The following is a 24,866-nucleotide window of genomic DNA, read 5'->3' as shown; positions in this document are numbered from 1 at the left end:
AAGGAAACGGGATGAACACCTTCCGACTCTGCACCGTGCTCCTGTTCGCCGCGCTGGCCACGGCCTGCGCGTCGGCGCCGAAGCCGGTGGCCCCAGCCTCCGATTCCACCGCCGGATCCACCGTGATCGATGGCGGCGTGGCGGCATCCACGACTCCGGTCGAGACCGCGCCGGTCGCCACCGGAACGACTCCGGACACAGCGACCACCGACGTTGCACCGGTGGAAGCATCGGTCGCCGTCGCCGGAGATGCGCCCGCCACCAGCGCAGAGGACGATTTTGCCGCCATTTACGGTGGCAGCGTCGCCGATCCCACCCTGCCCGCCGCGGTGTCCTCGCCGGTGGTGTACGACCCTTGGGAGAAGTTCAACCGCAAGGTGCATCGCTTCAACAACGCGGTGGACCGCGGCGTCGCTCGGCCGCTGGCGCGCGCGTACTCGAACGTGGTGCCGCGCCCGATGCGCCTGGGCGTCAGCAACTTCTTCGACAACCTGACCCAGCCGCTGGCCGCCATCAATCACCTGCTGCAGGGTCGCCCCGTGCAGGCGAGCCAGGCGCTGGGCCGGTTCCTGTTGAACTCCACGCTGGGCATCGGCGGCATCTTCGATCCGGCCTCCGACGCCAAACTGCCCCGCCGCAGCGAGGATTTCGGCCAGACCCTCGGTGTCTGGGGCTGGAAGAAATCGCGCTACGTGGAACTGCCGTTCTTCGGCCCGCGCACCGTGCGCGACGTGTTCGGCCTGGCGGGCGACATACCGCTCAGCCCGGTCCGCTACATCGAGAACGACAAGACCCGCATCTTCCTGCAGGGTCTGAATCTGGTCGACACCCGCGCCCAGTTGCTGTCGCTGGACAGCCTTCGCGAAGGCGCGGTCGACGACTACACCCTGGTCCGCGATTCGTGGATGCAGCGCCGCGCCTACCAGATCGAAGGCACGCGCTCGCAGGACGAGGACAAGTCGCTGCCGGACTATCTCAACGACGAGGATCCGGATCCGACCGTTCCGGCCAACGCGATGCCGATGCCGCAGATCACTCCGGGCGGCTGAGGCCACTTTTCTGCAGGAGCGACGTCAGTCGCGAATCGGAGAAGTTCGGAGAAGTCCCGAAAGAACCGGCGCGATGCGCCGGTTTTTTCTTGTCGGCTCCCTTCTGGTTTACCGATGGCCCCGACCGGCTACGGATGACTTCCTGCGGGAGCGACGTGAGTCGCGAGCTTTTGGCTTTTCGAACGATGGGACAATCGCGACTGACGTCGCTCCCACAGGTTGGGGTTCCCGCGCGACGCTACTCCGCCTCGTCGGCGCCCAGCAGCTTCTGGCTGTCCTCGCCGGGCAGCGCTTCGACGTTGCGCAGCTGGCGCTCGATGGCGCGGGTGCGCACACCGGCGGCCTTGATGCTGTTCTGCACGGTGTCGAGCTGGCTGTGCGCCTTCTCCAGCACCGTGGCGAACTTGCCGAATTCGGTCTTCACCGCGCCCAGCAGATGACGGACCTCGCTGGAGCGCTGTTCGATGGCCAGCGTGCGGAACCCCATCTGCAGGCTGTTGAGCAGTGCGGCGAGCGTGGTCGGGCCGGCCACGACGACGCGGTGCTCGCGCTGCAGCGCGTCGACCAATCCCGGCCGCCGGATCGCTTCGGCGTACAGGCCCTCGGTGGCCAGGAACATCACCGCGAAATCGGTGGTATGCGGCGGCACCACGTATTTTTCGTTGATTGACTTGGCCTGCACCTTGATCGCGCGTTCGAGCTGCGCGCCCGCGCCGCGCATCGCCTCGGTATCGCCACGCTCCTGCGCGTCCAGCAGGCGCTCGAAATCCTCGCGCGGGAACTTCGCGTCGATCGGCAGCCACACCGGCGTCTGGTCCTCGCCACGCCCGGGCAGGCGGATGGCGAAATCGACCGCTTCGCCGCTGTCGGGACGAACCCGCACGCCGCGCGCGAACTGCTCGCCGGTCAACACCTGCTCGAGCAGGTTCTCCAGTTGCACTTCGCCCCAACCGCCGCGATCCTTCACGTTGCTGAGCACGCGCTTGAGATCACCCACGCCGGTCGCCAACTGCTGCATTTCGCCCAGACCGCGCTGTACCTGTTCCAGTCGCTCGGACACCAGCTTGAACGACGCCCCCAGGCGCGCTTCCAGCGTGGTCTGCAACTTCTCGTCCACCGTCTGTCGCATCTGCTCGAGCTTGGCGGTGTTGTCGGCCTGCAACTCCTTCAGTCGCGCTTCCAGGGTGGTTCGCATCTCGCCGATACGTTGCTCGTTGCGCTGGGTGAGCTCGGCCAGCCGCTGTCCCAGGGTGTCGGCGAAACGCTGCTGCGACTCGGCCGCCTCCAGTCGTCCCTTGCGGGCATCCTCGTTCAATGCCTCGCGCAGGATGTCCAGGCGCTGGTCGGTGCGGGTGCTCAGATCGGCCAGGCTGCGGCCGAAGCCCTCGATGCGGACTTCCTGCTGGCGCGACAGCCCTTCCAGCTGCTCGCGCAGCTCGCCGCGCCCGTCGCGCTGCTCGTCTCGCAGCGCGCGCTCCAGTACCGCACCAAGGCGCTCTTCCGGCCGGCGCAGGAGCAGCGCGACCAGCAGCGCGATGGTCACCGCGGCAAGAACGAGGAGCAGGACGAGCAGGGTCTGGGTTTCCATGGCGGACAGTGTAGCCGGGCGCGTCTCAGGCCTTGATACCAAAGTCACGGCGAGCCGGCGGCGCGCGCCCATGACACGCCGGATTTTCGGGCGCAGAATCCGGGTTCCCCTCTTCGAAACGATTCCGCCATGCAGTGGATGGGCATCCAGGATCTCGGCACTTTCGTGGCGGCCGTGATCGTCTTTCTCGCCATTCCCGGCCCCGGCACCTTCTCGCTGCTGACGGCCACCGGCAAGGGTGGACCGCGCGCCGGTTACGCGACCCTGGCCGGTCTGGCGCTGGGCGATCAGATCCTGATGTGGCTGGCGGTGATCGGCGTGGCGGCGTTGCTGAAGGCCAATCCGGTGCTGTTCGGGCTGGTCAAGTACGCCGGCGCCGCTTATCTGATCTGGATCGGCGTGCAGCTGTTGTGGCAACGCGGCGAAGGTACCGGCCCGGTGCGGATGGAGGCCGGACGTTATTTCCGCCAGGGCATCCTGGTCACGCTGCTGAATCCGAAGGCCATCATTTTCTACATGGCGTTCTTCCCGCTGTTCATCGATCCGGCGCATCACCAGGGCCTGGTGACGTTCGCTACCATGGCCGCGCTGATCGCCGTGATCACCCTGCTGTACTGCTCGCTGCTGATCCTGACCGGACATGCGATGAGCCAACGGGTCCGCCAGCAGCCGCGATTGCGGCGTTGGCTGCAATCACTGGCGGGCGTTTTCCTGGTCGGCTTCGGCGTGCGGCTGGGCACCGGCTGAGGAGGTTTCCATGGACCTGCGGATCAAGCGTGCCTACGAACCCGCCTCACGGACGGACGGCAAGCGGATCCTGGTCGACCGCCTGTGGCCGCGCGGGGTGTCGAAGGAGAAGCTCGACGCGGAGTGGATGAAGGCGGTGGCGCCCAGCACCGAACTGCGGACCTGGTATGGCCATGAGCCGTCGCGTTGGGACGGATTCCGGGAGCGCTACTTCGCCGAACTGGACGCCCGGCCCGATGCGCTGGCGCCCCTGCGCGAAGCCTTGCGGCACGGTCGGGTGACCCTGGTCTACGGTGCGCGCGATCCCGAGCACAACCAAGCCGTGGCGCTGGCGGAGTATCTGAAGAAGCATCACGGACGGTAGGGTTCCGGCGCCGGAAGCGGGAGCAAATCCCCCTCGGTCCCCCTTCTGCGAAGGGGGAGGAGAAGCGGGTTCTCCGCTCTGGGTATGGTCTGTGTGTCCCCTTATCGGAGGAGGAAAAGCCAGTTCCCGGCGCTGGGCTTCGTCTGCATGCCCCCTTGACCAGCCATGCAGCTGTTGAAAGGCGTTTGAAAAGGGGGCGGGCGGCCGCGTCAGCGGCCGACGGGGGATTGGCCCGCCATTCGGCGGTTGAGAAGCACCTGCTTTTCGCACAAGCGCTTGGCGCTCCTCGGCAACCGCAAACCCGGACACCGGTGGTGCGCTGCCGATTGCCAGCAGGGCGGCCGGCCTTTAGCCTGCACGCGCCTCGACTCGCATTGACATCGAGACCCGCCCGGCCTGCCGGGTCCCTTCCGTATTCAAGGACACTCCATGCAGACCTGGCTCCGGCGCAAGTCCATCGATCGCGTCACCGTGCACGAAGAGGGCCGCCGGCTGGTACCCACGCTGAGCTGGCCTCATCTGGTGGCGCTGGGCATCGGCGCGATCGTCGGCACCGGCATCTACACCCTGATTGGAGTGGGCGCGAACCTGGCGGGTCCCGCCGTGCTGCTGTCGTTCGTGGTCGCCGGCGTGGTCTGCGCCTGCGCGGCGCTGGCCTATGCCGAAATGGCGACACTGATGCCGGCCGCCGGCAGTGCCTATACCTACAGCTACACCGTGCTGGGCGAATCCATCGCCTGGGTGGTCGGCTGGAGCCTGATTCTCGAGTACTCGCTGGTGGTCAGCACGGTGGCGGTGGGCTGGTCGGGTTACGCGGTGGGCTTCCTGAAAGGCATGGGCGTCGAGATGCCGACGATGCTGACGGTGGGTCCGCACGCCGGCGGACTGATCAACCTGCCGGCGGTGCTGATCACCTTCGTGGTGGCCGGCCTGCTGATCGCCGGCACCCGCGAGAGCGCCACGCTCAACGCGGTCCTGGTGGTGGTGAAGGTGATCGCGCTGGCGGTGTTCGTCGCCATCGCGCTGCCGCAGTTCGATGCGTCCCACCTGGAACCTTTCATGCCCTACGGCTTCGTCAAGTCGATGGGGGCGGACGGCGTCGAACGCGGGGTGATGGCCGCGGCGGCAATCATCTTCTTCGCCTTCTACGGATTCGACGCGATTTCCACCGCCGCCGAAGAGACCAAGAACCCGGGCCGCGATCTGTCGATCGGCATCGTCGGTTCGATGATTGGCTGCACCCTGATCTACATCGTGGTCGCGGCGGCCGCCGTCGGTGCGATGAGCTACACCGTGTTCGGCCAGAGTCCGGAGCCGCTGGCGCTGATCCTGCGCGAACTCGGCCAGGGCACCGCCGCCAAGGTGATCGCCGGCGCGGCCGTGATCGCGCTGCCGACCGTGCTGCTGGCGTTCCTGTACGGCCAGAGCCGCATCTTCTTCGTGATGTCGCGCGACGGCCTGCTGCCGCGCGGCCTCTCCAAGGTCAACCCGCGCACCGGCACGCCGGTGGCCATCACGGTGTTCACCGCGATCCTGGTGGCCGCGCTGGCCGGCGTGGCGCGCCTGGACGAAATCGCCGCGCTGGCCAACGCCGGCACGCTGGCGGCGTTCATCGCGGTGGCGGTGTGCCTGCTGGTGCTGCGCAAGCGCGATCCCGATCGCCCACGCGTGTTCCGCACACCGGCGGCCTGGCTGGTCGGCCCGCTGGCGATCGGCGGCTGTTTGTACCTGTTCTGGAGCCTGCCGCGCACGACCCAGCTGTGGTTCCTGGCCTGGAACGCCATCGGCGTGGTGGTCTACCTGCTCTACAGCCGCCGCAGCAGCCTGCTGGCGAAGGGCGGCGACGCCTGATCGCGCAACGTCGGTCAACCGGCATGGAAAGAGCGGGCGAAAGCCCGCTTTTTCTTTGTCCCGCCGGAACAGTACGCCTGCGAACGGCGCGAACGGATTTTCGGCGGAGCGTCCTCAGGCTTCTTTCCCGCCGGAGCGGCCATTAAGATGCCGGGCAGGCACATTCCCGGTAACGACGTTGATCATCCATCCCAAAGTCCGCGGCTTCATCTGCACCACCACCCATCCGCTCGGCTGCGAGCTCAACGTGCGCGACCAGATCGCCGCCACGCGCGCGCAGGGCGTGCGCACGGATGGCCCGAAGAAAGTGCTGGTGATCGGTGCCTCCAGCGGCTACGGACTGTCGGCGCGCATCACCGCCGCGTTCGGCTTCGGCGCCGACACCCTGGGCGTGTTCTTCGAGAAGCCGGGCAGCGAGAAGAAGGCCGGCACCGCCGGCTGGTACAACACCGCCGCGTTCGACAAATTCGCCAAGGAAGCCGGCCTCTACAGCCGCTCGATCAATGGCGACGCGTTCTCCAACGAAGCCCGCGCCAAGGTCATCGAACTGATCAGGAACGAAATGGGCGGCCAGGTCGACCTAGTGATCTATTCACTGGCCTCGCCGGTACGCAAGCTGCCCTCGACCGGCGAACTAAAGCGCTCCGCGCTCAAGCCGATCGGCGCGGCCTACACCTCCACCGCCATCGACACCAACAAGGACGCCATCATCCACGCGACCATCGAGCCGGCCACCGAGCAGGAGATCGAGGACACCGTCACCGTGATGGGCGGCCAGGACTGGGAACTGTGGATCGACGCGCTGGCCAAGGCCGGCGTGCTCGCCGACGGCGCGCGCACGGTCGCCTTCAGCTACATCGGCACCGACATCACCTGGCCGATCTACTGGCATGGCGCGCTGGGCCGGGCCAAGGTCGATCTGGACCAGACCGCGCATCGCCTGGACAAGCGCCTGGAAGCCACCGGTGGTGGCGCCAACGTCGCCGTGCTGAAGTCGGTGGTGACCCAGTCCAGCTCGGCGATTCCGGTAATGCCGCTGTACATCAGCATCGTATTCAAGGTGATGAAGGAACTCGGTCTGCACGAAGGCACCATCGAACAGCTCGACCGCCTGTTCCGCGACCGCATGTACCGCGCGGATGGCCAGCCGGCCCAGACCGACGACGAGAACCGCCTGCGTCTGGACGATTGGGAACTGCGCCCGGAAGTGCAGGCCAAGGCCAAGGCGCTGTGGCCGCAGATCACCAGCGAGAACCTGTTCGCGCTGACCGACTACGCCAACTACAAGCACGAATTCCTCAAGCTGTTCGGCTTCGAACGCAGCGACGTGGATTACGACGCCGACGTGGATCCGGACGTGAAGTTCGATTGCATCGAGCTGTCACCGGAAGGCTGAGGGGCCAACGAGCTTTTTGCTTCTGCCTCCCCCTTCGGAGAAGGGGGATTGAGGGGATTTGCTGTTTGCGCGAAGAGCAAGCACTTCTCAACAGCCGCATGGCTGGTCAATCCCCCGTCGCCTGCGGCGCCCGCCCCCTTTTTCAAAAAGGGGGCTAAAAAAAGCCTCATCACCCGGATCTGCTTTGACCTCCCCCTTTGCAAAAGGGGGAATGAGGGGGATTTGCTTTTGTAGGGGTGTCCCGCCGACCGCTCAGTCCACCACCCGGCAGAACACCGCCTTCAGGTAGCGCGATTCCTGCACGTGCGCCATGAAGGGATGGTCGGCGCCGGCGCCGGCCACCTTGAGGATCTGGATGGTGCGGCCGGAGAAATAAGCCGCGCGGCGCAGCATGTCGAGGAACTGTTCCTCGCTGACCAGCCCGGTGCAGGAGAAGGTCGCGAACAGGCCGCCCGGCTTGACCACGCCCAGCGCCAGCTTGTTCATGTCCAGGTATTTCTTCAGCGCGGCGATGACCTGCTCGCGGTCGCGGGTCATCTTGGCCGGATCCAGGATCACCACGTCGTACTGATCGCCCCGGTTCGCGGCGTCGCGCAGGTACGGGAAGATATCGGCCTGCACGAACTTCGGACGCACGTCGTTCAGCCGCGCATTGCCCTTGGCGATCTCGATCACGTCCTGGTCGATGTCCACGCCGACCACTTCGCTGGCGCCGCGCGCGGCCGCGTAGACGGCGAAACCGCCGGTGTTGCAGCACAGGTCCAGCACCCGCTTGCCGCCGCACTGGTGCGAGAGCCATTCGCGGTTCTCGCGCTGGTCGGCGAAGAAGCCGGTCTTGTGCGCGCCGGCCGGATCGGCGCGGAACTTCACCCCGTACTCGCTGATGACCGCCGGCGGGACCGGATCGCTGCCGCGGAAGTCGAAACTCTCCTGCTTCTGGATGTGTTCCTCGGCGAAGCTGTAGAAGCGCGCGCCGGGGAACTGTTCCTGCAGGGCCTCGTAGACCCACTCGCGGTGGCGGAACATGCCGGCGCTGAAGAACTCGACCACCAGCAGGTCGCCGTAGCGGTCCACCACCAGACCCGACAGGCCATCGCCCTCGGCATGCACCACCCGCCAGGCGTCGGTGGTCGCATCCAGCTCCAGCACGTCACGCCGCAGCGACACCGCCTCGGCGATCTTGCGCGAGAACCAGCCGGCGTCGATCGGGACCTCCGGATGGGTCTCCAGGATGCGCACGGCGATGCGTGAATGACCGTTGTAGAAGCCCCGGCCAATCCACTCGCCGTCCACCCCGACCACATCGACGAGGCTGCCCGGCTTGGGCTTCTGGGCGGGCTTTTCCACCAGTTTCTGGAAAATCCACGGGTGGCTGGAGCGCCAGGCGTTCTTGAGACGTACGACGGGGAGCGGGCTGTTCATGAACGCCATTTTACCTTTCCCGTTGACCGGCCCGGCCCCTTGCCCTGAAAATCGCCGCCAGAAGGGGAGTAGCTCCCAACGTGCCGGCCGTCATTTCGAGCATTCACGCTCCGGTCCCACGGCAGCCAGAAACCTGGCTGTGAGCGAGACCTTCGCCGCAACGGCGAAGATCTGCCCCGGAGTCCCCTCGATCCCGTGCATGCCCGACGCCCTGCGGCCTGGCCTTGACTCTTTCCGACGGGACATTCGATGCAAACGATAGGCAATCCATGGTTGTGGGCCGGCTTCGCCGGGGTGGTGGTGATCGCGCTGCTGGTCGATCTGGTGCTGATGCGCCATGGCGGCGCGCACCGGGTGACGTTCAAGGAAGCGCTGTACTGGAGCCTGGGCTGGATCGGCCTGGCGCTGTTGTTCAACGCCGGCCTGTGGTGGTACGTCAATGAAACCGCCGGCGTGGCGATGGCCAACAAGGTCGGCCTGGAATTCCTCACCGGTTACCTGGTGGAGAAGTCGCTGGCGGTCGACAACATCTTCGTGTTCCTGATGGTGATGAGCTACTTCGCGGTGCCGGAGGAGCAGCGCCAGCGCGTGCTGGTGATCGGCATCCTCGGTGCGATCGTCCTGCGCAGCATCCTGATCTTCGCCGGCGCCGCCCTGCTGGCCCACTTCCACTGGCTGCTGTACGTGTTCGGCGCGTTCCTGCTGCTGACCGGCGTGAAGATGTGGTTCGCCGCCGGCAAGGAGCCGGACCTGGAACGCAATCCTGTGCTGCGCTGGATGCGCGGGCATCTGCCGCTTTCGCCCGACTATCACGGCGAGGCCATCAGCGTCGTCCGCGACGGCAAGCGCTGGTACACGCCGTTGTTCGTGGTGCTGGTGCTGATCGGCGTCACCGACGTGATCTTCGCGGTCGACAGCATCCCGGCGATCTTCGCGATCACCGCGGATCCGTTCATCGTGCTGACCTCCAACGTGTTCGCGGTGCTGGGCCTGCGCGCGATGTTCTTCCTGCTGGCCGGCATGGCCGATCGCTTCCACCTGCTGCCCTACGGCCTGGCGGTGGTGCTGGCCTTCATCGGCACCAAGATGCTGTTGATCGACGTGTTCAAGATCCCGGTGCTGTGGTCGCTGGCCGGTGTGGCCGCGATCCTGGGCGTGACCATCGCCCTGAGCCTGGCGCGTCCGGCCAGCCCGGACCGGCACGCCTGACGCCCCCGGACGGCCATCCCGTCCACGGGATGGTCTGTCCCCGGCGCTTGGCCCTTGCAAAGCCCCGGGCGGGGCGCCATGCAGGAATCCATGGACACGCATCATCCCGATCACCCGGCCTTCGATCCGGACACCCAGCGCCGGCACGATCGCCGGCGCCTGCTGTGGGCGTTGAATCTCAGCCTGGCCTTCGTGCTGTTGCTGGCGGTGGTGTTCTCGGCGCAGTCCAGCTTCGACTGGGCGCCGTTCGCCATCGCGCCGCTGCAGGTGCAGGGCCTCATCGGCATCCTGACCGCGCCGCTGCTGCATGGCTCGGTCGAACACATCGCCGCCAACGCCACCGCCCTGCTGATGCTCGGCACTCTCGCCGGCGCGGTGTACCCGCGCGCGACCGCCTGCGCCGTGCCGCTGGTGTGGCTGGGCGCGGGGCTGGGGCCGTGGCTGCTGGGCGATCCGGGTTCGCACCATCTGGGCGCCAGCGGGCTGACCCACGGCCTGATGTTCATGATCTTCATGCTCGGCCTGCTGCGACGCGACCGCGCCGCGATCGCGGCCGGCATGATCGCCTTCCTGTTCTACGGCGGCATGGTGCTGAGCATCCTGCCGCAGGAACCCGGCGTGTCGTGGCAGGCGCACATGGGCGGCGCCATCGGCGGCTTCATCGCCGCGCTCCTGTTCCGCCGGCTGGATCCACCGCTGCCGCGCAGGCGCTACAGCTGGGAGGACGAGGAAGAATCGATCGCGCCGAACGACGACGAACTGGAACCGCCGGCGCCGCGTGAAGTGCCGGTGCTGTGGGTGCGCCCGCAGGACGACGGCGTGCGCGGGGTGGTCCTGCGCTTTCCGCCACGGGATCCGCCGGGGCGGTAGGCCGTCAGCCTCCTTCGAAGCGATTCAACCGCGGTCCGGTAGTTGTTCGAACAGGTTGGGAATCGCGACTGACGTCGCTCCCACACGGCCGGCATTCGCGGCACTGTTTCCCATGGGAGCGACGTGAGTCGCGAGCTTTTGACCCATCGAACGAAATGGGAGTGTCGCGACTGACGTCGCTCCCGCAGAAAGCGGTGCCACGGGCCCGTCCATGCAGGAGCGACGTCAGTCGCCACAGCCGTTCAATGGAAGGACGGAACGCCGCCCGCATCCCGCCCACTGTCCATTCCCTGTCCTGCCGTCATCCGAATGGACATCCGAAGGCGTACGGCAGTCATCGCATGACCTTCCCTCGCGAAGGGATGACGTCGTCCCGGACATTCATCGCCACCGCGATTCGCGTCGCTTCCTCAATGTGGAAGTAATCGTATAGTGACGGCCCCGCTGGGAGTCGCGATTACATGAGCAGATTGATTCGATCAGGGTGGTTGGCGCTGGCTTTCGCTTTCTCGATCGGCGTCGTCGAAACGCAGGCTGCGCAGGCGAAAAACGATTCCGGTTACCGCGTGATTGGCTACGTGTCCGATGGCGAGAAGCTGCCGCCCATCAGCGCGCGCAAGCTGGACGTCATCAACTTCGCCTTCGCCCACGTCAATCCGCAGCACGAAGTGTTCCTGCCCCGCGAAACCGCGGCGCGCTCGCTGGCGGGATTGACCGCGCTGCGCAAGGACAATCCGGATCTGAAGATCGTGCTGTCGATCGGCGGGTGGGGCGCGGGGAATTTCTCCGAAGCGGCTTCGACCGAAGCCGCGCGCGCGCGCTTCGCCGATACCGCGGTGGAACTGGTGCGCCGGCATGATCTGGATGGCCTGGACATCGATTGGGAGTATCCCGGCCATCCGGGCCCGGGCATCAGCTACAGCGCCGACGACAAGGCCAACTTCCCGCTGATGCTGGAAGCCGTGCGCGCGAAACTCGACGCGCTCGGCAAGACCCAGGGGGATCGGTATTACCTGCTGACCATCGCCGCCGCCGATGGCGACGCGGCGCGCGGCCTGGACATTCCCCGCATCTCGGCGATCCTAGACTGGATCAACCTGATGACCTACGACTTCTACGGCAGCCTCAAGCGCACGACCGGCCATCACGCCGGCCTGCGCCCGTCGCGCACGGCCGAGCCGGGCAGCCGTAACACCGTGCAGGCGGTGGAGGAGTTCCTCGCCGGCGGCACGCCGCCGCGCAAGCTGCACGTCGGCCTGGCGTTCTACGGCCGCACCTTCGATGAGGTGACCGACGGCAACAACGGCCTGGACCAGCCGTTCGCCAGCGGTGGCGGTTTCATTTCCTGGCGGGAGATCGCCCGCTCACGCCTGAACAAGGAAGGCTATGTCCGCCATTGGGACGAGCAGGCGCAGGCGGCGTGGCTGTGGAATCCGACGCTGCGCAAGATGATCAGCTACGAGGATCCGCAGGCGCTGAAAGCCAAGGTCGCCTACGTGCGAGAAAAGGGCCTGGCCGGCGTGATGTACTGGGAACAGAGCAATGACCCGGATGAGCAGCTGCTGGACGTGGCGCGCGAAGCCCTGTTGACCGATTCGCCCGTGAAGCCGTAGCCGGTTCTCTCCTCACTGGAAGACGGGTCGCTCAGGGCCCTTCGCGGACCGGGCAGTTCAGGCGCTTGACGATGGCTTTCAGGTCCTTGATTTGCCGGGAGCAGGACGGATTTTTCGTGCAGCTTCCGTCGGCCTCCATGCTCGCAATCCGCTGGCGGGTCCAGTCCGCGGGGGTCTTGCCTTCGCGGTCTCGCGGGCAGCGCGGCGCCCCCGCCGAAATCAGCGCGCGCGCGGCGGCAAGGTTGCCGGCGGCGGCGGCGCGATGCAGCGCGGTCTGGCCGCGTTCCGTATCCGCCAGCTGCGTATCGGCATGATGACGCAACGCCTGCTTCACCATCGCCGCGATGATGTCGCGGTTGCTGCCACTGAACTCGAACAGTCTCGACAAGGGGGTATATCCGTTCTTGTCCTGCTGATTGATGTTGGCACCCGCGTCCAGCAATCGCTTCCACACGATGGCGCGATCATTATCGAACGGCGGCACGTGATGAAGCGCGTTGCGTCCATACCGGTCGGTGGCGTTGAGCAAGGCACCACCGTCGCGCGCCAACAGCAGATCCACGGTTGAAAGATTGCCGCTGGAGGCGGCCTGCATCAGTGCGGTTTCGGCATCCTGGTTCTTCTGGCGGATATCGGCGCCGGTATCCAGTAGTGCCTGCACCATCGCGGTGGCGTTGGCGGTGGCCGATCGGTCCCTTTTTTTCCACAGACTGGCGGCAATCAGCAGGGGCTTGCTGCTCACGAGGCCGGGATTGGGATTGGCGCCGTGCCCGAGCAACAGATCCACCATTGCCAGGTCGTAGCGGTAGATCGCCGCCACCAGCGGAACCAGGTCGTATTCCCTGTCGGATGGACGCGAGCGATTGGGATCGGCACCGGCCGCCAGCAGTTGCCGGGCGCCCTCCAGCCAACCCTGTTCGACGGCTTCGCGCAGTGGCAGGTACCCGCGTGCGGAAGGCTGCTCCAGGTCCTCCGGATGCGCCCGCAGCGCCCGCGTCAGCGCGGCCGCGTCGCTCGCCTGCACCGCGCGGATGATATCGCCGCGGGGCCGGCACACCGCTGCATCCAGCGTTACCACCCCGAGCATGCCCGCCACCCGAATGAAGATGTCGGCCGGCATCCGGGTGATGCCCTGCGCCGTGCAATAGCGACGGGCGTTCTCCTGCACGGCGATTCCACTGGCGACTGTCGTCCAGCGGAGGCTCGCCTCGCATGCCGGCGATCGCGTGTACGCCTGCGCGTCCGCGAGGTTGAGCCAGGCGGGCGCGCGGGCGGGCGCGCGATGGACGACCTCTTCCAGCAGCACGGTCGCATCCACCGCATCTTCGCAGCGCAGGGTCTGCTGCAACCAGAAGCCGGCATCGTTCAGCAGGCCCAGCTCGCTTTCGGGCAGCGTCCGCCAATCCAGGGTCGCCAGCACCGGTTGCATCGCCGCCACCGCGGCGATGGCGCGATCTTCCGGCTTGCCGGCGGCACGCGCGCGCCAGATACGCCCGGCTTCGGCATGGGCGGCGCGCAACGCCGACACATCGGGTTCGTGTCCCGCTTCAACGCGCGGCGATGAAGGCGACGCGACATCCAGGTATGCGTTGCCGTGGCTGGGTCTCTGCTTCTGCCACTGCGCCTGCATGGCCGCCATCGCATCAGCCAGCGGCCGTTGCGGCGGAAGATAGGCGTGAATGACGGGTTCCACCTGCAGCACCTTGCGCGTGTCGTCTGCCGGATCACGCTCCTGGACCTTCAGCGCGAGCAGCCCGTTGTCGGCCTGCCACAACCACAGGTTGGGCTGGTCTTCCCTGCAACGGCCCAGGTCGAGGTAATTGAAGCCGCTGTCCCAACGCCCCCAACTGGCCAGCGAGGTTTCATCGACACGGTCGCAACCCCGTACCGCAATCGGCGGCGAGCGCCATACGCGGCGGAAACCGGAGTCGTAGCGATTGAGGAATCCCCAGCGCGTGCCCACCATCGAGAAGGTGCAGCGATCGGCACACGAGCGGGCAAGCGTGCGCTCGCCCGGATCCACCGCGAAACGATCCAGCATCGCGTGCTCGATGATGGCGCCGAAATCACTTGCGGCTGCGGTGGGAACCGCGGAGGGGGCGACCAGCCCCGATGCGAGCAGGATGGCGGACAGGCCGCTCTTGAAACGATGCGATGGGGACAACGGGCTGATCCTTGCGCGCGGGCAAGCGCCGCCCGCCAGGGCGGGGACCCTAGCATGGGGCCCCGACCTTGGCGACTCACATTGAGTTTGGTTCTCCCACCGGTGGAGGCACCGGTGGGAAAGGCGATGCCTCAGAACTTCATCGTGAATTCGGCACCGACGGTGCGCGGTTCGTTGATGAAGCCGGTCAGGTTGTTGAAGTCGATCGCGCCGACGATGCGGGTCTGGTCGGTGATGTTGCGGCCGAACAGCGCCACCTCGTAGTCGCCGTAGTTCCAGCCGTAGCCGATGCGCAGGCCGCCCTCCAGCGAGGACTTGCCGGTGAACTCCACCGACTCGTACAGGAAGAAGTTCACTTCGCTGCGGTAGGCCCAGTCGGTGTAGAAGTACAGCTCGGCGCCGTCACCCATCGGCACGCTGTAGCGCGCGGTCAGGTTGTGTACCCACTTCGGCGCCTGCGGCAGCGGATTGCCGTTGATGCGGGCAAAGCCATTGACGATCGGATCGGTCACCGTGCAGCCGCCACCGCAGGGCGCGACGCCCAGATCGGCGTCCTTGATCTCGGTGTCGTTGTAGCTGCTGCCAAAGGTCACCAGCAGGTTGTCCAGTACGTAGGCTTCCAGATCCAGCTCGAAACCCTGACCGATGGTCTTGTCGGCATTGAGCAGATTGGCCTGGTTGGTGCCGCCACCGACCGCGATCAGCTGCTGGCCGTCGACGTTGTAGCGGAACACGTTGAAACCCACGCGCGCACGCTTGTCCCACAGGTCCGCCTTTACGCCGGCCTCGTAGGAGATCACTTCCTCCGAGTCGGCCTTGGTCACGGTGCCGAAGGCCACGCGGCCCTGGATCGACGGCGCGCGGAAGCCCTTGGCGACGCGGGCGTAGAAGTTCACGTTGTCGTTGAAAGCGTAGACCGCGCTGCCATCCCAGCTGACGTCGTCCACATCGGTGTGCTCGCGGAACGGACCGCCGACCGGCGACCCGCCCGGCACGGCGCGCAGCACGCTGGCGCTGAAATCCTTCTTGTCCTGGGTGTAGCGCACGCCGCCGCGCAGCTTCAGCTTGTCGGTAGCCTGGTATTCACCGGAGGCGAACACCGCCCAGGCCTTGTTCTCCTGCTCCTGGATCGCGTGGCCACTCAGCGGATTGCCGGAGGCCAGCGAGTCGTAGTTGAAGCTGTCGATGCGGATGTCTTCCTTGAACCAGAACAGGCCGGCCTGCCAGTTGAACTTGCCGGCGTAATCCGATTCCAGGCGGAATTCCTGGGTGAGCTGCTTGTGGTGCGGCAGACCGTCGGCCGATTCGGACGGGAAGCGCGCGCCGATCAGCGGCTGGCCGGCGTCGATGCCGTCGGCCGGGTTGAAGTCGAAGGTGTACACATAGCCGCCGTCGATGTCGCCGCGGTTGAGCGATTCGGCGGTCTCGTAGCCGGTGATCGAGTACAGGTTGTAGTCGCCCAGATCCCAGCGCAGGCGCGCGCTGCCGCCCCAGGTGTCGAGCTCGGAGAAATTCACGCCGTCCGTGTACATCTTGTCCTTGTCGAAGCCCGGCACGAAATCATTCGTGCCCGGCTTGATGATGTTGGCGCGGAACAGGCGGGCGGTACCGTTGAGGTGGCGCTTGTGCAGGTTGAACAGGCCTTCGAACGCGTCGCCCTCGTACAGGAACTGCACGCGCGCGGCGGATTCGTCGTAGCCTTCGGCGCCGCGATCCGGGCCCGCCGGATTCTGGTTCTTCACCCAGTCTTCCTTGCGCTGGTACAGCGCCGACACGCGTGCGGACCAGCGCTCGCTCAGCGGACCGCCGATGGCGCCCTCGAAGTTCCACATGTTGTCCGTGCCGTAGGACAGCTGGGCGTAACCGTCCAGTTCGCGGGTCGGCTTGGCCGACTCGAACTTGACCACGCCGGCCGGGGTATTGCGGCCGAACAGCGTGCCCTGCGGACCGCGCAGCACTTCGATGCGCTCCAGGTCGAAAATCGGGAAGCCCTTCAGCAACGGGCTTTCCTGGACCACCTCGTCATACACCAGCGAGACCGGCTGCGAGGCGTTGAGATCGAAGTCGGTGTTGCCCAGGCCGCGGATGTAGAAGCGCGGGAACGCGCGTCCGTAGGACGATTCGATGTTGAGGCTTGGCACGCGCGCGGACAGGAAGCGGATGTCGTTGCCACCGGAGCCGAGCACGTCCAGCTTCTCGCTGCTGACGCTGGAGATCGAGACCGGGACGTCCTGGATGTTCTCGACCTTGCGCTGCGCGGTCACCTGCACGGTGTCCAGCGTGGAAGCCTCTGTCCTGGGAGCGGGGGTGGTCGCTTCCTGGGCGAGGGCACTGCCGAACGGCAGCAACGCGGCGATGGCGAAGGCAAGGCGGTGCGGCCGCACGGCGGTGGAGCGGAGTCGGGACATGGCGATGGCTTTCCGGTGGGTGGTCGGGAGCGGCGGGCGCCGCCTAGCATGCGAATGTTGCATTACAGCAACAGGCGGGGCAATGGCCGGAAGTCCTGTTCATGCCGAAGGTAACGGCGATCCCGCCAGGCCGCGACCACGGTCGCGTTCCGACCATACCGGGCAGGACTTCCGGGTATGTCGCAGCAGGAGCCACGCGGCTAGACTCGCGGCTCTTTCCACCCCCGGACACCCTCATGAGCCAGTGGTATTTCCATAGTCCCAATGATCAGCAGCGGGTCGGTCCGCTGGACGATGAAGCCGCCCGCCGCCACGCCCAGCTCAACCCCGGCGCGCTGGCCTGGCGCGAGGGCATGCGCGAGTGGAAGGCGGTACGCGAGGTGCCGGAGCTGGGCGGTGCCGCCAGCGCCCCGCCGCACGCGCCGCCGCTGCCGGGTTCCGGTGGTCGCCGCGGCGCCGACGAGATCGATTTCCGCATCGTCGGCCACGACATGCAGTTCGTCGAAGTCGAACTGGATCCGGGTGAGAGCGCGATCGCCGAAGCCGGCGCGCTGATGTTCAAGGACGGCACGGTGCAGATGGACACCGTGTTCGGCAATGGTTCGCACAGCGGCCAGGGTGGTGGTTTCATGGACAAGCTGCTTTCCGCCGGCAAGCGCGTGCTCACCGGCGAGAGCCTGTTCACCACGGTGTTCACCCACACCGGCACCGGCAAGGCCAAGGTCGCGTTCGCCGCGCCCTACCCCGGCACGGTGCTGGCGATGAAGCTGGACGAGCACGGCGGCACCTTGATCTGCCAGAAGGACAGCTTCCTGGCCGGCGCGCGCGGCGTCAGCGTGGGCATCCACTTCCAGCGCAAGATCCTCACCGGCCTGTTCGGCGGCGAGGGTTTCATCATGCAGAAGCTGGAAGGCGACGGCTGGGTGTTCGTGCATGCCGGTGGCACGGTGGTCGAGCGCGACCTGCAGGCCGGCGAGCGCATCGACGTCGATACCGGCTGCGTGGTCGCCTACCACGCCAGCGTGAACATGGATGTGCGTCCAGTCAGTGGCATCAAGAGCATGTTCTTCGGTGGCGAGGGCGTGTTCCTGGCCACCCTGACCGGTCCGGGCAAGGTGTGGATGCAGTCGCTGCCGTTCTCGCGCCTGGCCGGCCGCATGCTGCAGGCCGCGCCGCAGGCCGGCGGGCAGGCGCGCGGCGAGGGCTCGGTGCTGGGCGGGCTGGGCCGGATCCTGGACGGCGACAACAGCTTCTGAGCCGCCATCGATCATGGACGACGCCGTGTCGACGGAACCACGCATGCATCGGATGAGGCCGCGCCTGGCGGCGCTGTCTCATCCGGCGTTCCTGGCCGCGCTGTTGACGCTGCTTCTCAATGATCATCTGTTCAAGCCGCTGTGGCACAACGCGCTGACCGGGAAGCTGTCGGATTTCGCCGGCCTGTTCGCGCTCGCGTGGTTCGTCTCCGCGATCACCGGACGATCCTCGCGGCTCGCGCATGTCCTGATCGCCGGCGCTTTCGCCTGGTGGAAATCGCCGGGGTCGGAGCCGGTCATCACCCTGTGGAACACCTGGATGCCCATGGCGATGGCTCGCACCGTGGACGCGACCGATCTGATCGCGCTTGTGGTGCTTCCGTTTTCGTTCGTCCTGTTCCGCCGGGCTTCGCAGAAGTCCCGCCGGATGCCGGTGACCCGGCCGTGGCATCCGGTCATCGCCCTGATCTCGGTATTCGCCTTTACCGCCACCAGCCGCGCGCCGGAACGGCTGCCGGCGCCCGTGTCCTATCTTTCCCCTGTCGTCCCCGAAGCACTGGTGGCCACGCTCCAGGCGCAGGGCGGCTCGGCCGTGGCCTACGACGATCGCCTCGAGATCGCGTTCGAGGATGCGCGGTGCGGGTTTGTCGACGCCATCTTCCAGGTCGGCACCGCGGGCGACATGACCGTGCTTTCGTTGCGCTCGTTCGAAGCCGGCTGCGACATTCGCTCGCGTGGGCTTGGGCCACTGTTCAAGGGATTGCAGCCGCAACTGGTGATGCTGCGGGCCCGCCTCCCCGATCGCCATGCCTTTCCGGCGGCGCGGCAGCCATGTGCGAAACCCGCCGAGAAGCCCTGAACCTCTTCGCCGCCCCGTCCTGGTTGGAAGCCATTGGGTCGGCACGCGGTATCCTGCGCGACCCATCCAGCTCGCCTGCACATTCATGAATGCGCTACACCCCCGCCTTCCCTGGCTGCTGCCGCTGTTGCTGCTGGTCGCCTGCGGCGGCAATACCAAGCCCTCGCCACCGCCCGCTGCGGTGACGCCGGTCGCGCCGGTGCCCCCACCGGCACCGGTGAAGGTCGGCATTGCCCTCGGTGGCGGCGCGGCCAAGGGCTTCGCCCACATCGGCGTGATCAAGATGCTGGAAGCCAACGGCATCCAGCCGGTGGTGGTTTCCGGCACCAGCGCCGGCAGCGTGGTCGGCGCGCTGTACGCCAGCGGCATGGATCCGTTCCAGATGCAGAAGCAGGCGTTCGCGCTCGATGAAACCAAGATCCGCGACGTGCGCCTGTTCTCCGGCGGGCTGGTGCAGGGACAGGCCTTGCAGGACTACGTCAACGAGCTGCTCGGCAAGCGCCCGATCGAGAAACTGAAAAAGCCCTTCGCCGTGGTCGCCACGCAGCTGGAAACCGGCGAACGCACCGTGTTCGTGCGCGGCAACGTCGGCCAGGCGGTGCGCGCTTCCAGCAGCATTCCCGGCGTGTTCGAACCGGTGGTGATCGGCAAGGCCACCTACATCGATGGCGGCGTGGTCAGCCCGGTGCCGGTGGACGCGGCGCGCCAGCTGGGCGCGGACTTCGTGATCGCGGTGGACATCTCCAGCAAGGCGCCTGGCACGCGGCCGGGCAGCATGCTGGGCATCGTCAACCAGTCGATCACGATCATGGGCCAGAAGCTCGGCGAGCAGGAACTGGCGCGCGCGGATGTCGTCATCCGCCCCCGGGTCAGCGAGATCGGTCCGGCGGATTTCGAACAGAAGAACAACGCGATCCTGGAAGGCGAGCGCGCGGCGATGGCGGTGATGCCGCAGATCCGCGAGAAGCTGGAGCAGTTGCGCAGGCAGCGCCTGGCCGCGCATGCCGCCAGGATTGCCCCGGTCGCGCCGGCCAAGCCTGCCGAATGCGACGACGAAGGCTTCCACCTGGGCAAGCTGTGGGGCGGCAAGAAGAAATGCGAATAGTGCGGAGCTTCCCCCGCTGAGATGTCCTGGACGCCGGAACGGATCCGGCGTCGCGATCAACCGATCGCCCGCACCAGGTTTTCCCGCGCCCGCGCTTCCAGACGGTCGTGGAAATGCGGCGTCGAGTACAGCCGCGGGCGTTCCAGGAATCCGCGCAGGATTTCGCGCCGCTTGTGCCGGAACAGCCAGCCGGGAACGAACGCGTACTCGCGCCGGATCTGACCCTCGTACTCGGCGAACCGGTCCGGCGTCGCACCGAGAATCGCCAGATCCACATCCACCAGCAATTGCGCGTCGGCGTCCTGCGGCACCGCGTCGTGACGGGTCGCCATGATCAGCGCATGCACGCGATCCGCGGCGGCGGCATCGACCTCCGCCTCCATCAGCGCCTCGCGCGCCCAGTCGGCGCTCCGCGCCTCGTTGTCTGAGCGCTTCACATCGTAGATGGCGTCATGGAACCACAGCGCCAGTGCGATCTCGTCGGGGCGCCGGGCCAATCCGCGCGCGCCGTCGAAGGCCACCAGGCATTCGCCGAGATGCTGCAGCGAGTGGTAATGGCGATGCGGCTCCCGGTAGCAGGCCAGCAGTTGTTCGAACCAGGCCAATCCGTCGCCGACGGCGCCGATGCCCTGCCAGGCACGCTGCCAGGACGGTTGCAGGTGTTCTCTCATGATCGCGAGTCTACGCCTCTTGCCCGCACGTGATCCGCCCACATCCTTGCGGTGGAACCCGTCGCAGGAACCTCCGCATGTCCACGCCCTCCCCGCCTCCCGACCTCGCCGCCATCAACCACAAGATCGTCGCCGACGGCGAATTGCTGCCCGCCGTCACCCTCAAGGACGGCAGCCGTGTGCAGACCGGCACGGTGGCCACGCTGCTGCACAACATCACCCTGTACAACGCGGGCGAACGCGGCCCGGTGGAAACGGAACTGGCCGCGGCCATCCCGACCCTGTTCAAGGTCGGCCTGTTCGAATTGTTCCCGCCGACCGAGTGGATCGCCGGCGACAACCCCGGCCGGCGTCGTGTGGGCGAACTGGCATTGGCGCATCGAAGCAAGGCCGTCGCTCAGGGCACCGGCGACTGATCGCGCGGAACACGCCCGACTAGAGCAGGCGGATCCACTGCCGCAGCACGGCTTCGAACGCCGGCTGCCGACGGCGCAGCTCATCCATGTCGATGAATGCCACCCGCGCGCGATCCGGTCCCAGCCATTCCAGCAGATCGTCCGGGTCATCGATCGCGGGCCTCTGACCCGGCGCCCGCGTCTTCGCGCCGAGATGGAGAATCACGCCGATGCCCTGTCTGGCGCGTAGGTGGGTCGTGGCGAAGTACTCGCCCAGGCGCCAGCTCGGCGCATTCCATTTGATCCCTTCGGCGATGCCAGAATCCACGCCGGTCACGATCCCGCGCAATGCTTCCACCTCAGCCTTGCAGGGATGCGCGAGCGCGGCCATGAAGGCATCGACGGCTTCGGTGGTATCGGTAGCCTTGCGGTGCATGGTGTCTAATTCATTTACCCGGGATCGGGCCCGCGGATTATTCCGCGTCCGCCCGGCGCCGGTCATGCTGCGCCTGCGCCTCGATCAGTGCCGCCTTGTGCTGCTCCGCCCACCGGTCCAGGCCGGTCAGGGTGCGGTCCAGCGAATGCCCCAATGCGGTCAGGCGATACTCCACGCTCGGCGGCACCGTGCCGTGGTCGATGCGTTCGATCAGGCCGTTGCGTTCCAGTTCGCGCAGGTTCTGGGTCAGCACCTTCTGCGATACCCCGTCGATGCGCCGGAGCAACGCATTGTTGCGCACCGGACCGCGTGCCAGTTCGGTGAGGAGCGGCAACGCCCATTTGCCCGCCAGCAACGCCATCACGGCCTGCGACGGGCAGGCGCCGCTTGCGGATTCCACCATGGTGGGCGGGCTCGGCTGACCACTGTCCACAGGCACCTCGAAGTGCGTACTTGTACCGCCCACAGTGTGTGGTCAGGCTGGGCGCCCTTCAAGTGAACCCAACGGAGTCCGTGATGGCGTGGTGGCTTTTGATTCTCGCTGGCCTGATGGAGATCGTCATGGCCGGCGCACTGAAATCCGCGCAGGGATGGACGCGTCCCCTGCCCGGCGTGATCGGTATCGTCGCGGCGCTGGTCAGCATCTTCCTGCTGACCCATGCGATCCGCGATCTGCCCACGGGCACCGCCTACGCGATATGGACCGGCATCGGCGCGATCGGCGTCGCCGCGCTCGGCATCTTCGCGTATGGCGACAGTCCCTCGCCGGCTCGGTTGGGCTGCATGGCGCTGATCCTGCTCGGCATCGTCGGCCTGCGCTGGCTGGAAGCGTAGGACGCGCGCCTACGGTTCGTAGTCGTCCAAGTACACCGGCGGCAAGGCTTCGGCCTCGCGCAGCCATTCGCGCACGGTTGGCCGGGACAGCAGGCGTTCGGTCCAGTCGACGGCATGGGGCCAGGCGCTGGCGTCGACATCGTGCGCGAACAGTCGCCACAGGACCGGTACGAAGGCCAGATCCGCCAGCGACAGCGCACCGCACAGATAAGGCCCACCGCTGTGAATCAGCGCCTGCTGGCAGGCCGCCAGGATGCGCCCCGCCTCGGCCTGTTCCTGCGCGGTCATGCGCCGCCGCTGGGGATAGAAGGCGCTTTCGAACGACAGGTGACCACACAGGCCGGACAGACCGGAATGCACCCAGGCCAGCAGCGCGCGCGCCCGTGCGCGATCGCGGATGTCGGCCGGCAGCAGCGGGGACGCCCCCAGTTCGCTGGCGTATTCCATGATCGCGAGCGAGTCGTGGATGACCGTCCCGCCATCCACCAGCACCGGCACGGCGGCGGGTGGCGAGAACACGGCGATGCGCGCGAGATTCTCGAATCGCTGCGGCTTGCGGATGTCGACGATGCGTTCCTCGAATTCGATGCCCTGCTCGCGGAGCGCCAGCCAGGCGCGGAACGCCCAGCTGGAGGCATTGCGGGTGCCGCTGTAGAGAATCCGGCTCATGCGCCGAGATCGCCGTAGTGTCCGGCGACGACCACGACATAGCCATCGGGATCGCGCAGCCAGATCTCCCGATGCCGCGCATTCGGATTGACCTTCGGTCCTTCCAGCACCTCCGCGCCCGCCTGCCGGATACGATGCAGCGCGGCATCGAAATCCCCGGCCAGGAACCACAGCAGCACGCCATTGCCATGGGCGATATCCGCCTGGCCCAGATGCGGGTGCGCGTGTGCTTCCCAGCGATGCAACTGCAGGACCATCTCGTCGCCGGCCATCAGCTGTTCGTACTCGTCGCCGCCGTGACCGCTGTCCACACCAAGCACGGCCTGGTACCAGCGCCGGCTGGACGCGATGTCCCGCACCGCGATCAGTGGCTGCGGCTTCATACCGACGCCCGTGCCAGGCCGTGGCCACCTACGGGCATGGTCTCGAAATGTTCGCCGAAGCCGGCGATCAGCGGCTTGGCGCGGGCGATCACCTGCTGCACCGCCGGCAGCGACAGCGATGCCTTGTGGCTGGCGGCGCTGTCCCAGACCTCGGTGATCCAGATGCCGTCGGTATCGGCCGGATCACGGGCGACGATGTAGCTCAGGCAGCCGGGCATGGCGCCGACGTCTTCCAGCATCAGGGCGATGAGCGCATCACGCTGACCGCTCACCGCTTTCATCTTGCCAATCAATCCGTACATCGAGCCTTTTCCGTGGGTGTTCGCCGGCAGCGGCGAGGACATCATCACCGGCACCGCGCCCGCTCCGGCCAACAGATCGCGGCGCTTCATTTCATGTCTCCGCTGGTTTCCGGTCGGACGGATGGTTCACTCCGTCCTCGACCGGTACGTCACCCAGCGCGAACGGATTGACGCCATCCAGGCAACCGACGTTGTAGCCGTATTCGTTGGGGTCGGAGCGGCGCTGGTGATGCGTGTAGATGCCGCAGCGCGAGCAGAAGTAGTGCCGCGCGACCCGCGTGTTGAACTGATACAGGCTCAGTACGTTCTCGCCCTGCACCACCCGCAGACCGGTCAGTGGCACGGAAGCGACGATGGCGCCCTTGCGCCGGCACAGCGAGCAATCGCAGCGGCGCGGCCTGACGATGCCGTCGGGCAGATCCAGTTCCAGCACCACCGCGCCGCAATGGCAGCGCGCGCGATGGGTCGGCTGGATGGAAACACCACCGACTTCGCGGATCATGCCGTACCTGTCCTGTGTTCCGGCCTTTCGCGCCGGCGGAGCGCCAGTGTAGTACGCGGCGGGTGACAAGGGCCCCGGCGGCTCATGTATGGGTCAACATCAGGCAATAGCCGTCGGGGTCGGTCAACCTGAACTCGCCCCGCGGACAGTAGAACGGATGGGTCATCGGGCCGACCGCCAGTCCTTCCGCGCTAAACCGCGCATGCACCGTCGCGATGTCGTCGAAATACAGATGGAACAACACCGCCTGTTGGCCGGGAATGACCGGATCGCTGGCCCGCGCCAGCATCAACTGCCCTGCCCCGCCCTCCAGCCAGGCCCAGACCGGCGCGTCGCCGTGTTCGGGCACGTGGGTATCGCGCAGTTCGAAGCCCAGGCGTGCATAGAACGCGATGGAACGTGCCACGTCGGCGACGTGCGCCATGGCGACCAGGTTGCGAAGCGGAATGCCCATGCCGGATTCCCCTGCCGCGCGTGCGGCGTCAGCGCTTGAAGTCGGTCGGACGCTCCAGCTGGTGGATGGCGTCCTGGACATCGTCCAGTTTCGCCGCCAGCGCGACCTGTGCGTCGTACAGACCACGGTTGTAGTGGTAGGCGCCGACCTCCCGGGAGAAGAAGTCGAGCAGGAACTCGGCGTCGAACCGGCCGATGGACTGTTTCAGCTCCTCACTGAAATACAGCTGGATCCGGTTGACGATCAGCGCCTTTTCTTCCGGGGAGAACTGGATTTCGATCATGGTGTCCGCTCATTCGTCCCGGCGCGTCCATCCGCG

General features: G+C 66.7%; 26 protein-coding genes. 13 read left to right on the top strand and 13 right to left on the bottom strand.

The genetic code is table 11. The annotated features are described in order from the left end of the window. The first annotated feature begins 11 nt into the window (after positions 1-11). Entirely contained in the window at positions 12-1,049 is a 1,038-nt protein-coding gene (locus AC3DEZ_RS01415; RefSeq protein ID WP_488386607.1) for an MlaA family lipoprotein, read from the top strand. A gap of 238 nt (positions 1,050-1,287) precedes the next feature. On the opposite strand, the gene AC3DEZ_RS01410 is transcribed toward AC3DEZ_RS01415, so the two are convergent. After that, complete coding sequence (locus tag AC3DEZ_RS01410) at positions 1,288-2,637, bottom strand: DNA recombination protein RmuC (protein WP_488386606.1); 1,350 nt, start codon at positions 2,635-2,637, stop codon at positions 1,288-1,290. A 129-nt stretch (positions 2,638-2,766) separates the two neighbouring features. Between AC3DEZ_RS01410 and leuE the strand changes: the two genes are divergently transcribed. The 4 genes from leuE (at position 2,767) to fabV (ending at position 6,995) form a co-directional block, all read left to right on the top strand. Next, entirely contained in the window at positions 2,767-3,384 is a 618-nt protein-coding gene (gene leuE, locus AC3DEZ_RS01405) for a leucine efflux protein LeuE (RefSeq protein WP_488386605.1), read from the top strand. Positions 3,385-3,394: 10 nt separating this feature from the next. Further along, positions 3,395-3,748, top strand: a complete 354-nt coding sequence (locus tag AC3DEZ_RS01400; RefSeq protein WP_488386604.1) for a DUF488 domain-containing protein — start codon at positions 3,395-3,397, stop codon at positions 3,746-3,748. A gap of 429 nt (positions 3,749-4,177) precedes the next feature. Next, positions 4,178-5,599: an amino acid permease gene (locus tag AC3DEZ_RS01395; protein WP_488386603.1), complete on the top strand. Its 1,422-nt coding sequence runs from the start codon at positions 4,178-4,180 to the stop codon at positions 5,597-5,599. A 178-nt stretch (positions 5,600-5,777) separates the two neighbouring features. Next, positions 5,778-6,995 carry an enoyl-ACP reductase FabV gene (gene fabV / locus AC3DEZ_RS01390; RefSeq protein WP_488386602.1) on the top strand — a complete coding sequence of 406 codons (1,218 nt, stop codon included), beginning with the start codon at positions 5,778-5,780 and terminating at the stop codon, positions 6,993-6,995. A 252-nt stretch (positions 6,996-7,247) separates the two neighbouring features. Here the strand turns inward: fabV and AC3DEZ_RS01385 are convergent, their stop codons facing one another. Then, entirely contained in the window at positions 7,248-8,417 is a 1,170-nt protein-coding gene (locus tag AC3DEZ_RS01385; RefSeq protein ID WP_488386601.1) for a class I SAM-dependent rRNA methyltransferase, read from the bottom strand. 249 nt (positions 8,418-8,666) lie between these two features. Here AC3DEZ_RS01385 and AC3DEZ_RS01380 point away from each other — a divergent pair, with 249 nt between their 5' ends. The 3 genes from AC3DEZ_RS01380 to AC3DEZ_RS01370 all read left to right on the top strand — a co-directional run bounded on the left by AC3DEZ_RS01380 (position 8,667) and on the right by AC3DEZ_RS01370 (position 12,109). Continuing rightward, positions 8,667-9,626 carry a TerC family protein gene (locus AC3DEZ_RS01380; RefSeq protein ID WP_447104029.1) on the top strand — a complete coding sequence of 320 codons (960 nt, stop codon included), beginning with the start codon at positions 8,667-8,669 and terminating at the stop codon, positions 9,624-9,626. A 90-nt stretch (positions 9,627-9,716) separates the two neighbouring features. After that, positions 9,717-10,496: a rhomboid family intramembrane serine protease gene (locus AC3DEZ_RS01375; protein WP_488386600.1), complete on the top strand. Its 780-nt coding sequence runs from the start codon at positions 9,717-9,719 to the stop codon at positions 10,494-10,496. A 461-nt stretch (positions 10,497-10,957) separates the two neighbouring features. Beyond that, positions 10,958-12,109 (top strand): glycoside hydrolase family 18 protein, encoded by a 1,152-nt coding sequence (locus tag AC3DEZ_RS01370; protein ID WP_488386599.1) that lies wholly within the window; start codon positions 10,958-10,960, stop codon positions 12,107-12,109. Between the two features lie 31 nt (positions 12,110-12,140). Here the strand turns inward: AC3DEZ_RS01370 and AC3DEZ_RS01365 are convergent, their stop codons facing one another. Together AC3DEZ_RS01365 and AC3DEZ_RS01360 are read right to left on the bottom strand one after the other, a co-directional pair. After that, the gene (locus tag AC3DEZ_RS01365) at positions 12,141-14,273 is read right to left on the bottom strand and encodes an ankyrin repeat domain-containing protein (protein WP_488386598.1); all 2,133 of its coding nucleotides are present in this window, start codon (positions 14,271-14,273) and stop codon (positions 12,141-12,143) included. 131 nt (positions 14,274-14,404) lie between these two features. Further along, positions 14,405-16,681, bottom strand: coding sequence for a TonB-dependent receptor (locus tag AC3DEZ_RS01360; RefSeq protein ID WP_488386597.1), 2,277 nt, complete (start codon positions 16,679-16,681; stop codon positions 14,405-14,407). A gap of 236 nt (positions 16,682-16,917) precedes the next feature. On the opposite strand from AC3DEZ_RS01360, the gene AC3DEZ_RS01355 reads away from it, so the two are divergent. From AC3DEZ_RS01355 to AC3DEZ_RS01345, 3 genes are all read left to right on the top strand, one after another. Beyond that, positions 16,918-17,937, top strand: a complete 1,020-nt coding sequence (locus tag AC3DEZ_RS01355; protein WP_488386596.1) for a TIGR00266 family protein — start codon at positions 16,918-16,920, stop codon at positions 17,935-17,937. Between the two features lie 43 nt (positions 17,938-17,980). Further along, positions 17,981-18,796, top strand: coding sequence for a hypothetical protein (locus AC3DEZ_RS01350; RefSeq protein ID WP_488386595.1), 816 nt, complete (start codon positions 17,981-17,983; stop codon positions 18,794-18,796). Between the two features lie 85 nt (positions 18,797-18,881). Beyond that, positions 18,882-19,901, top strand: a complete 1,020-nt coding sequence (locus tag AC3DEZ_RS01345) for a patatin-like phospholipase family protein (protein ID WP_488386594.1) — start codon at positions 18,882-18,884, stop codon at positions 19,899-19,901. Positions 19,902-19,957: 56 nt separating this feature from the next. On the opposite strand, the gene AC3DEZ_RS01340 is transcribed toward AC3DEZ_RS01345, so the two are convergent. Further along, entirely contained in the window at positions 19,958-20,572 is a 615-nt protein-coding gene (locus AC3DEZ_RS01340; RefSeq protein ID WP_488386593.1) for an HD domain-containing protein, read from the bottom strand. A gap of 77 nt (positions 20,573-20,649) precedes the next feature. Between AC3DEZ_RS01340 and AC3DEZ_RS01335 the strand changes: the two genes are divergently transcribed. After that, positions 20,650-20,988 carry a DUF7709 family protein gene (locus AC3DEZ_RS01335; RefSeq protein ID WP_488386592.1) on the top strand — a complete coding sequence of 113 codons (339 nt, stop codon included), beginning with the start codon at positions 20,650-20,652 and terminating at the stop codon, positions 20,986-20,988. A gap of 19 nt (positions 20,989-21,007) precedes the next feature. Here AC3DEZ_RS01335 and AC3DEZ_RS01330 read toward each other — a convergent pair whose 3' ends face one another. After that, positions 21,008-21,403, bottom strand: coding sequence for a DUF1801 domain-containing protein (locus tag AC3DEZ_RS01330; protein WP_488386591.1), 396 nt, complete (start codon positions 21,401-21,403; stop codon positions 21,008-21,010). Between the two features lie 37 nt (positions 21,404-21,440). Beyond that, on the bottom strand, positions 21,441-21,806 hold the full coding sequence (locus AC3DEZ_RS01325) for a winged helix-turn-helix transcriptional regulator (protein ID WP_488386590.1): 366 nt from the start codon (positions 21,804-21,806) through the stop codon (positions 21,441-21,443). A 113-nt stretch (positions 21,807-21,919) separates the two neighbouring features. Here AC3DEZ_RS01325 and AC3DEZ_RS01320 point away from each other — a divergent pair, with 113 nt between their 5' ends. Then, entirely contained in the window at positions 21,920-22,237 is a 318-nt protein-coding gene (locus tag AC3DEZ_RS01320; RefSeq protein WP_488386589.1) for a DMT family transporter, read from the top strand. Positions 22,238-22,246: 9 nt separating this feature from the next. On the opposite strand, the gene AC3DEZ_RS01315 is transcribed toward AC3DEZ_RS01320, so the two are convergent. The 6 genes from AC3DEZ_RS01315 to AC3DEZ_RS01290 form a co-directional block, all read right to left on the bottom strand. After that, a complete protein-coding gene (locus AC3DEZ_RS01315) occupies positions 22,247-22,906 on the bottom strand; it encodes a glutathione S-transferase family protein (protein WP_488386588.1) in 660 nt (219 codons plus the stop codon). Then, on the bottom strand, positions 22,903-23,289 hold the full coding sequence (locus AC3DEZ_RS01310; RefSeq protein WP_488386587.1) for a VOC family protein: 387 nt from the start codon (positions 23,287-23,289) through the stop codon (positions 22,903-22,905). Before AC3DEZ_RS01310 ends, AC3DEZ_RS01315 begins: the two co-directional genes overlap by 4 nt. Continuing rightward, positions 23,286-23,681: a putative quinol monooxygenase gene (locus AC3DEZ_RS01305; protein WP_488386586.1), complete on the bottom strand. Its 396-nt coding sequence runs from the start codon at positions 23,679-23,681 to the stop codon at positions 23,286-23,288. The genes AC3DEZ_RS01310 and AC3DEZ_RS01305 overlap by 4 nt, the downstream gene beginning before the upstream one ends. A gap of 1 nt (position 23,682) precedes the next feature. Next, entirely contained in the window at positions 23,683-24,093 is a 411-nt protein-coding gene (locus tag AC3DEZ_RS01300) for a GFA family protein (RefSeq protein ID WP_488386585.1), read from the bottom strand. Positions 24,094-24,175: 82 nt separating this feature from the next. Continuing rightward, positions 24,176-24,547 carry a VOC family protein gene (locus tag AC3DEZ_RS01295; protein ID WP_488386584.1) on the bottom strand — a complete coding sequence of 124 codons (372 nt, stop codon included), beginning with the start codon at positions 24,545-24,547 and terminating at the stop codon, positions 24,176-24,178. Positions 24,548-24,575: 28 nt separating this feature from the next. Beyond that, entirely contained in the window at positions 24,576-24,830 is a 255-nt protein-coding gene (locus AC3DEZ_RS01290) for a DUF2164 domain-containing protein (protein ID WP_488386583.1), read from the bottom strand. Positions 24,831-24,866: the final 36 nt, after the last annotated feature.

This window comes from Pseudoxanthomonas sp. 134C1, assembly GCF_057773065.1.
The sequence above is the reverse complement of the archived record's forward strand: the minus strand, read 5'-3'. Positions and strand labels throughout refer to the sequence as shown.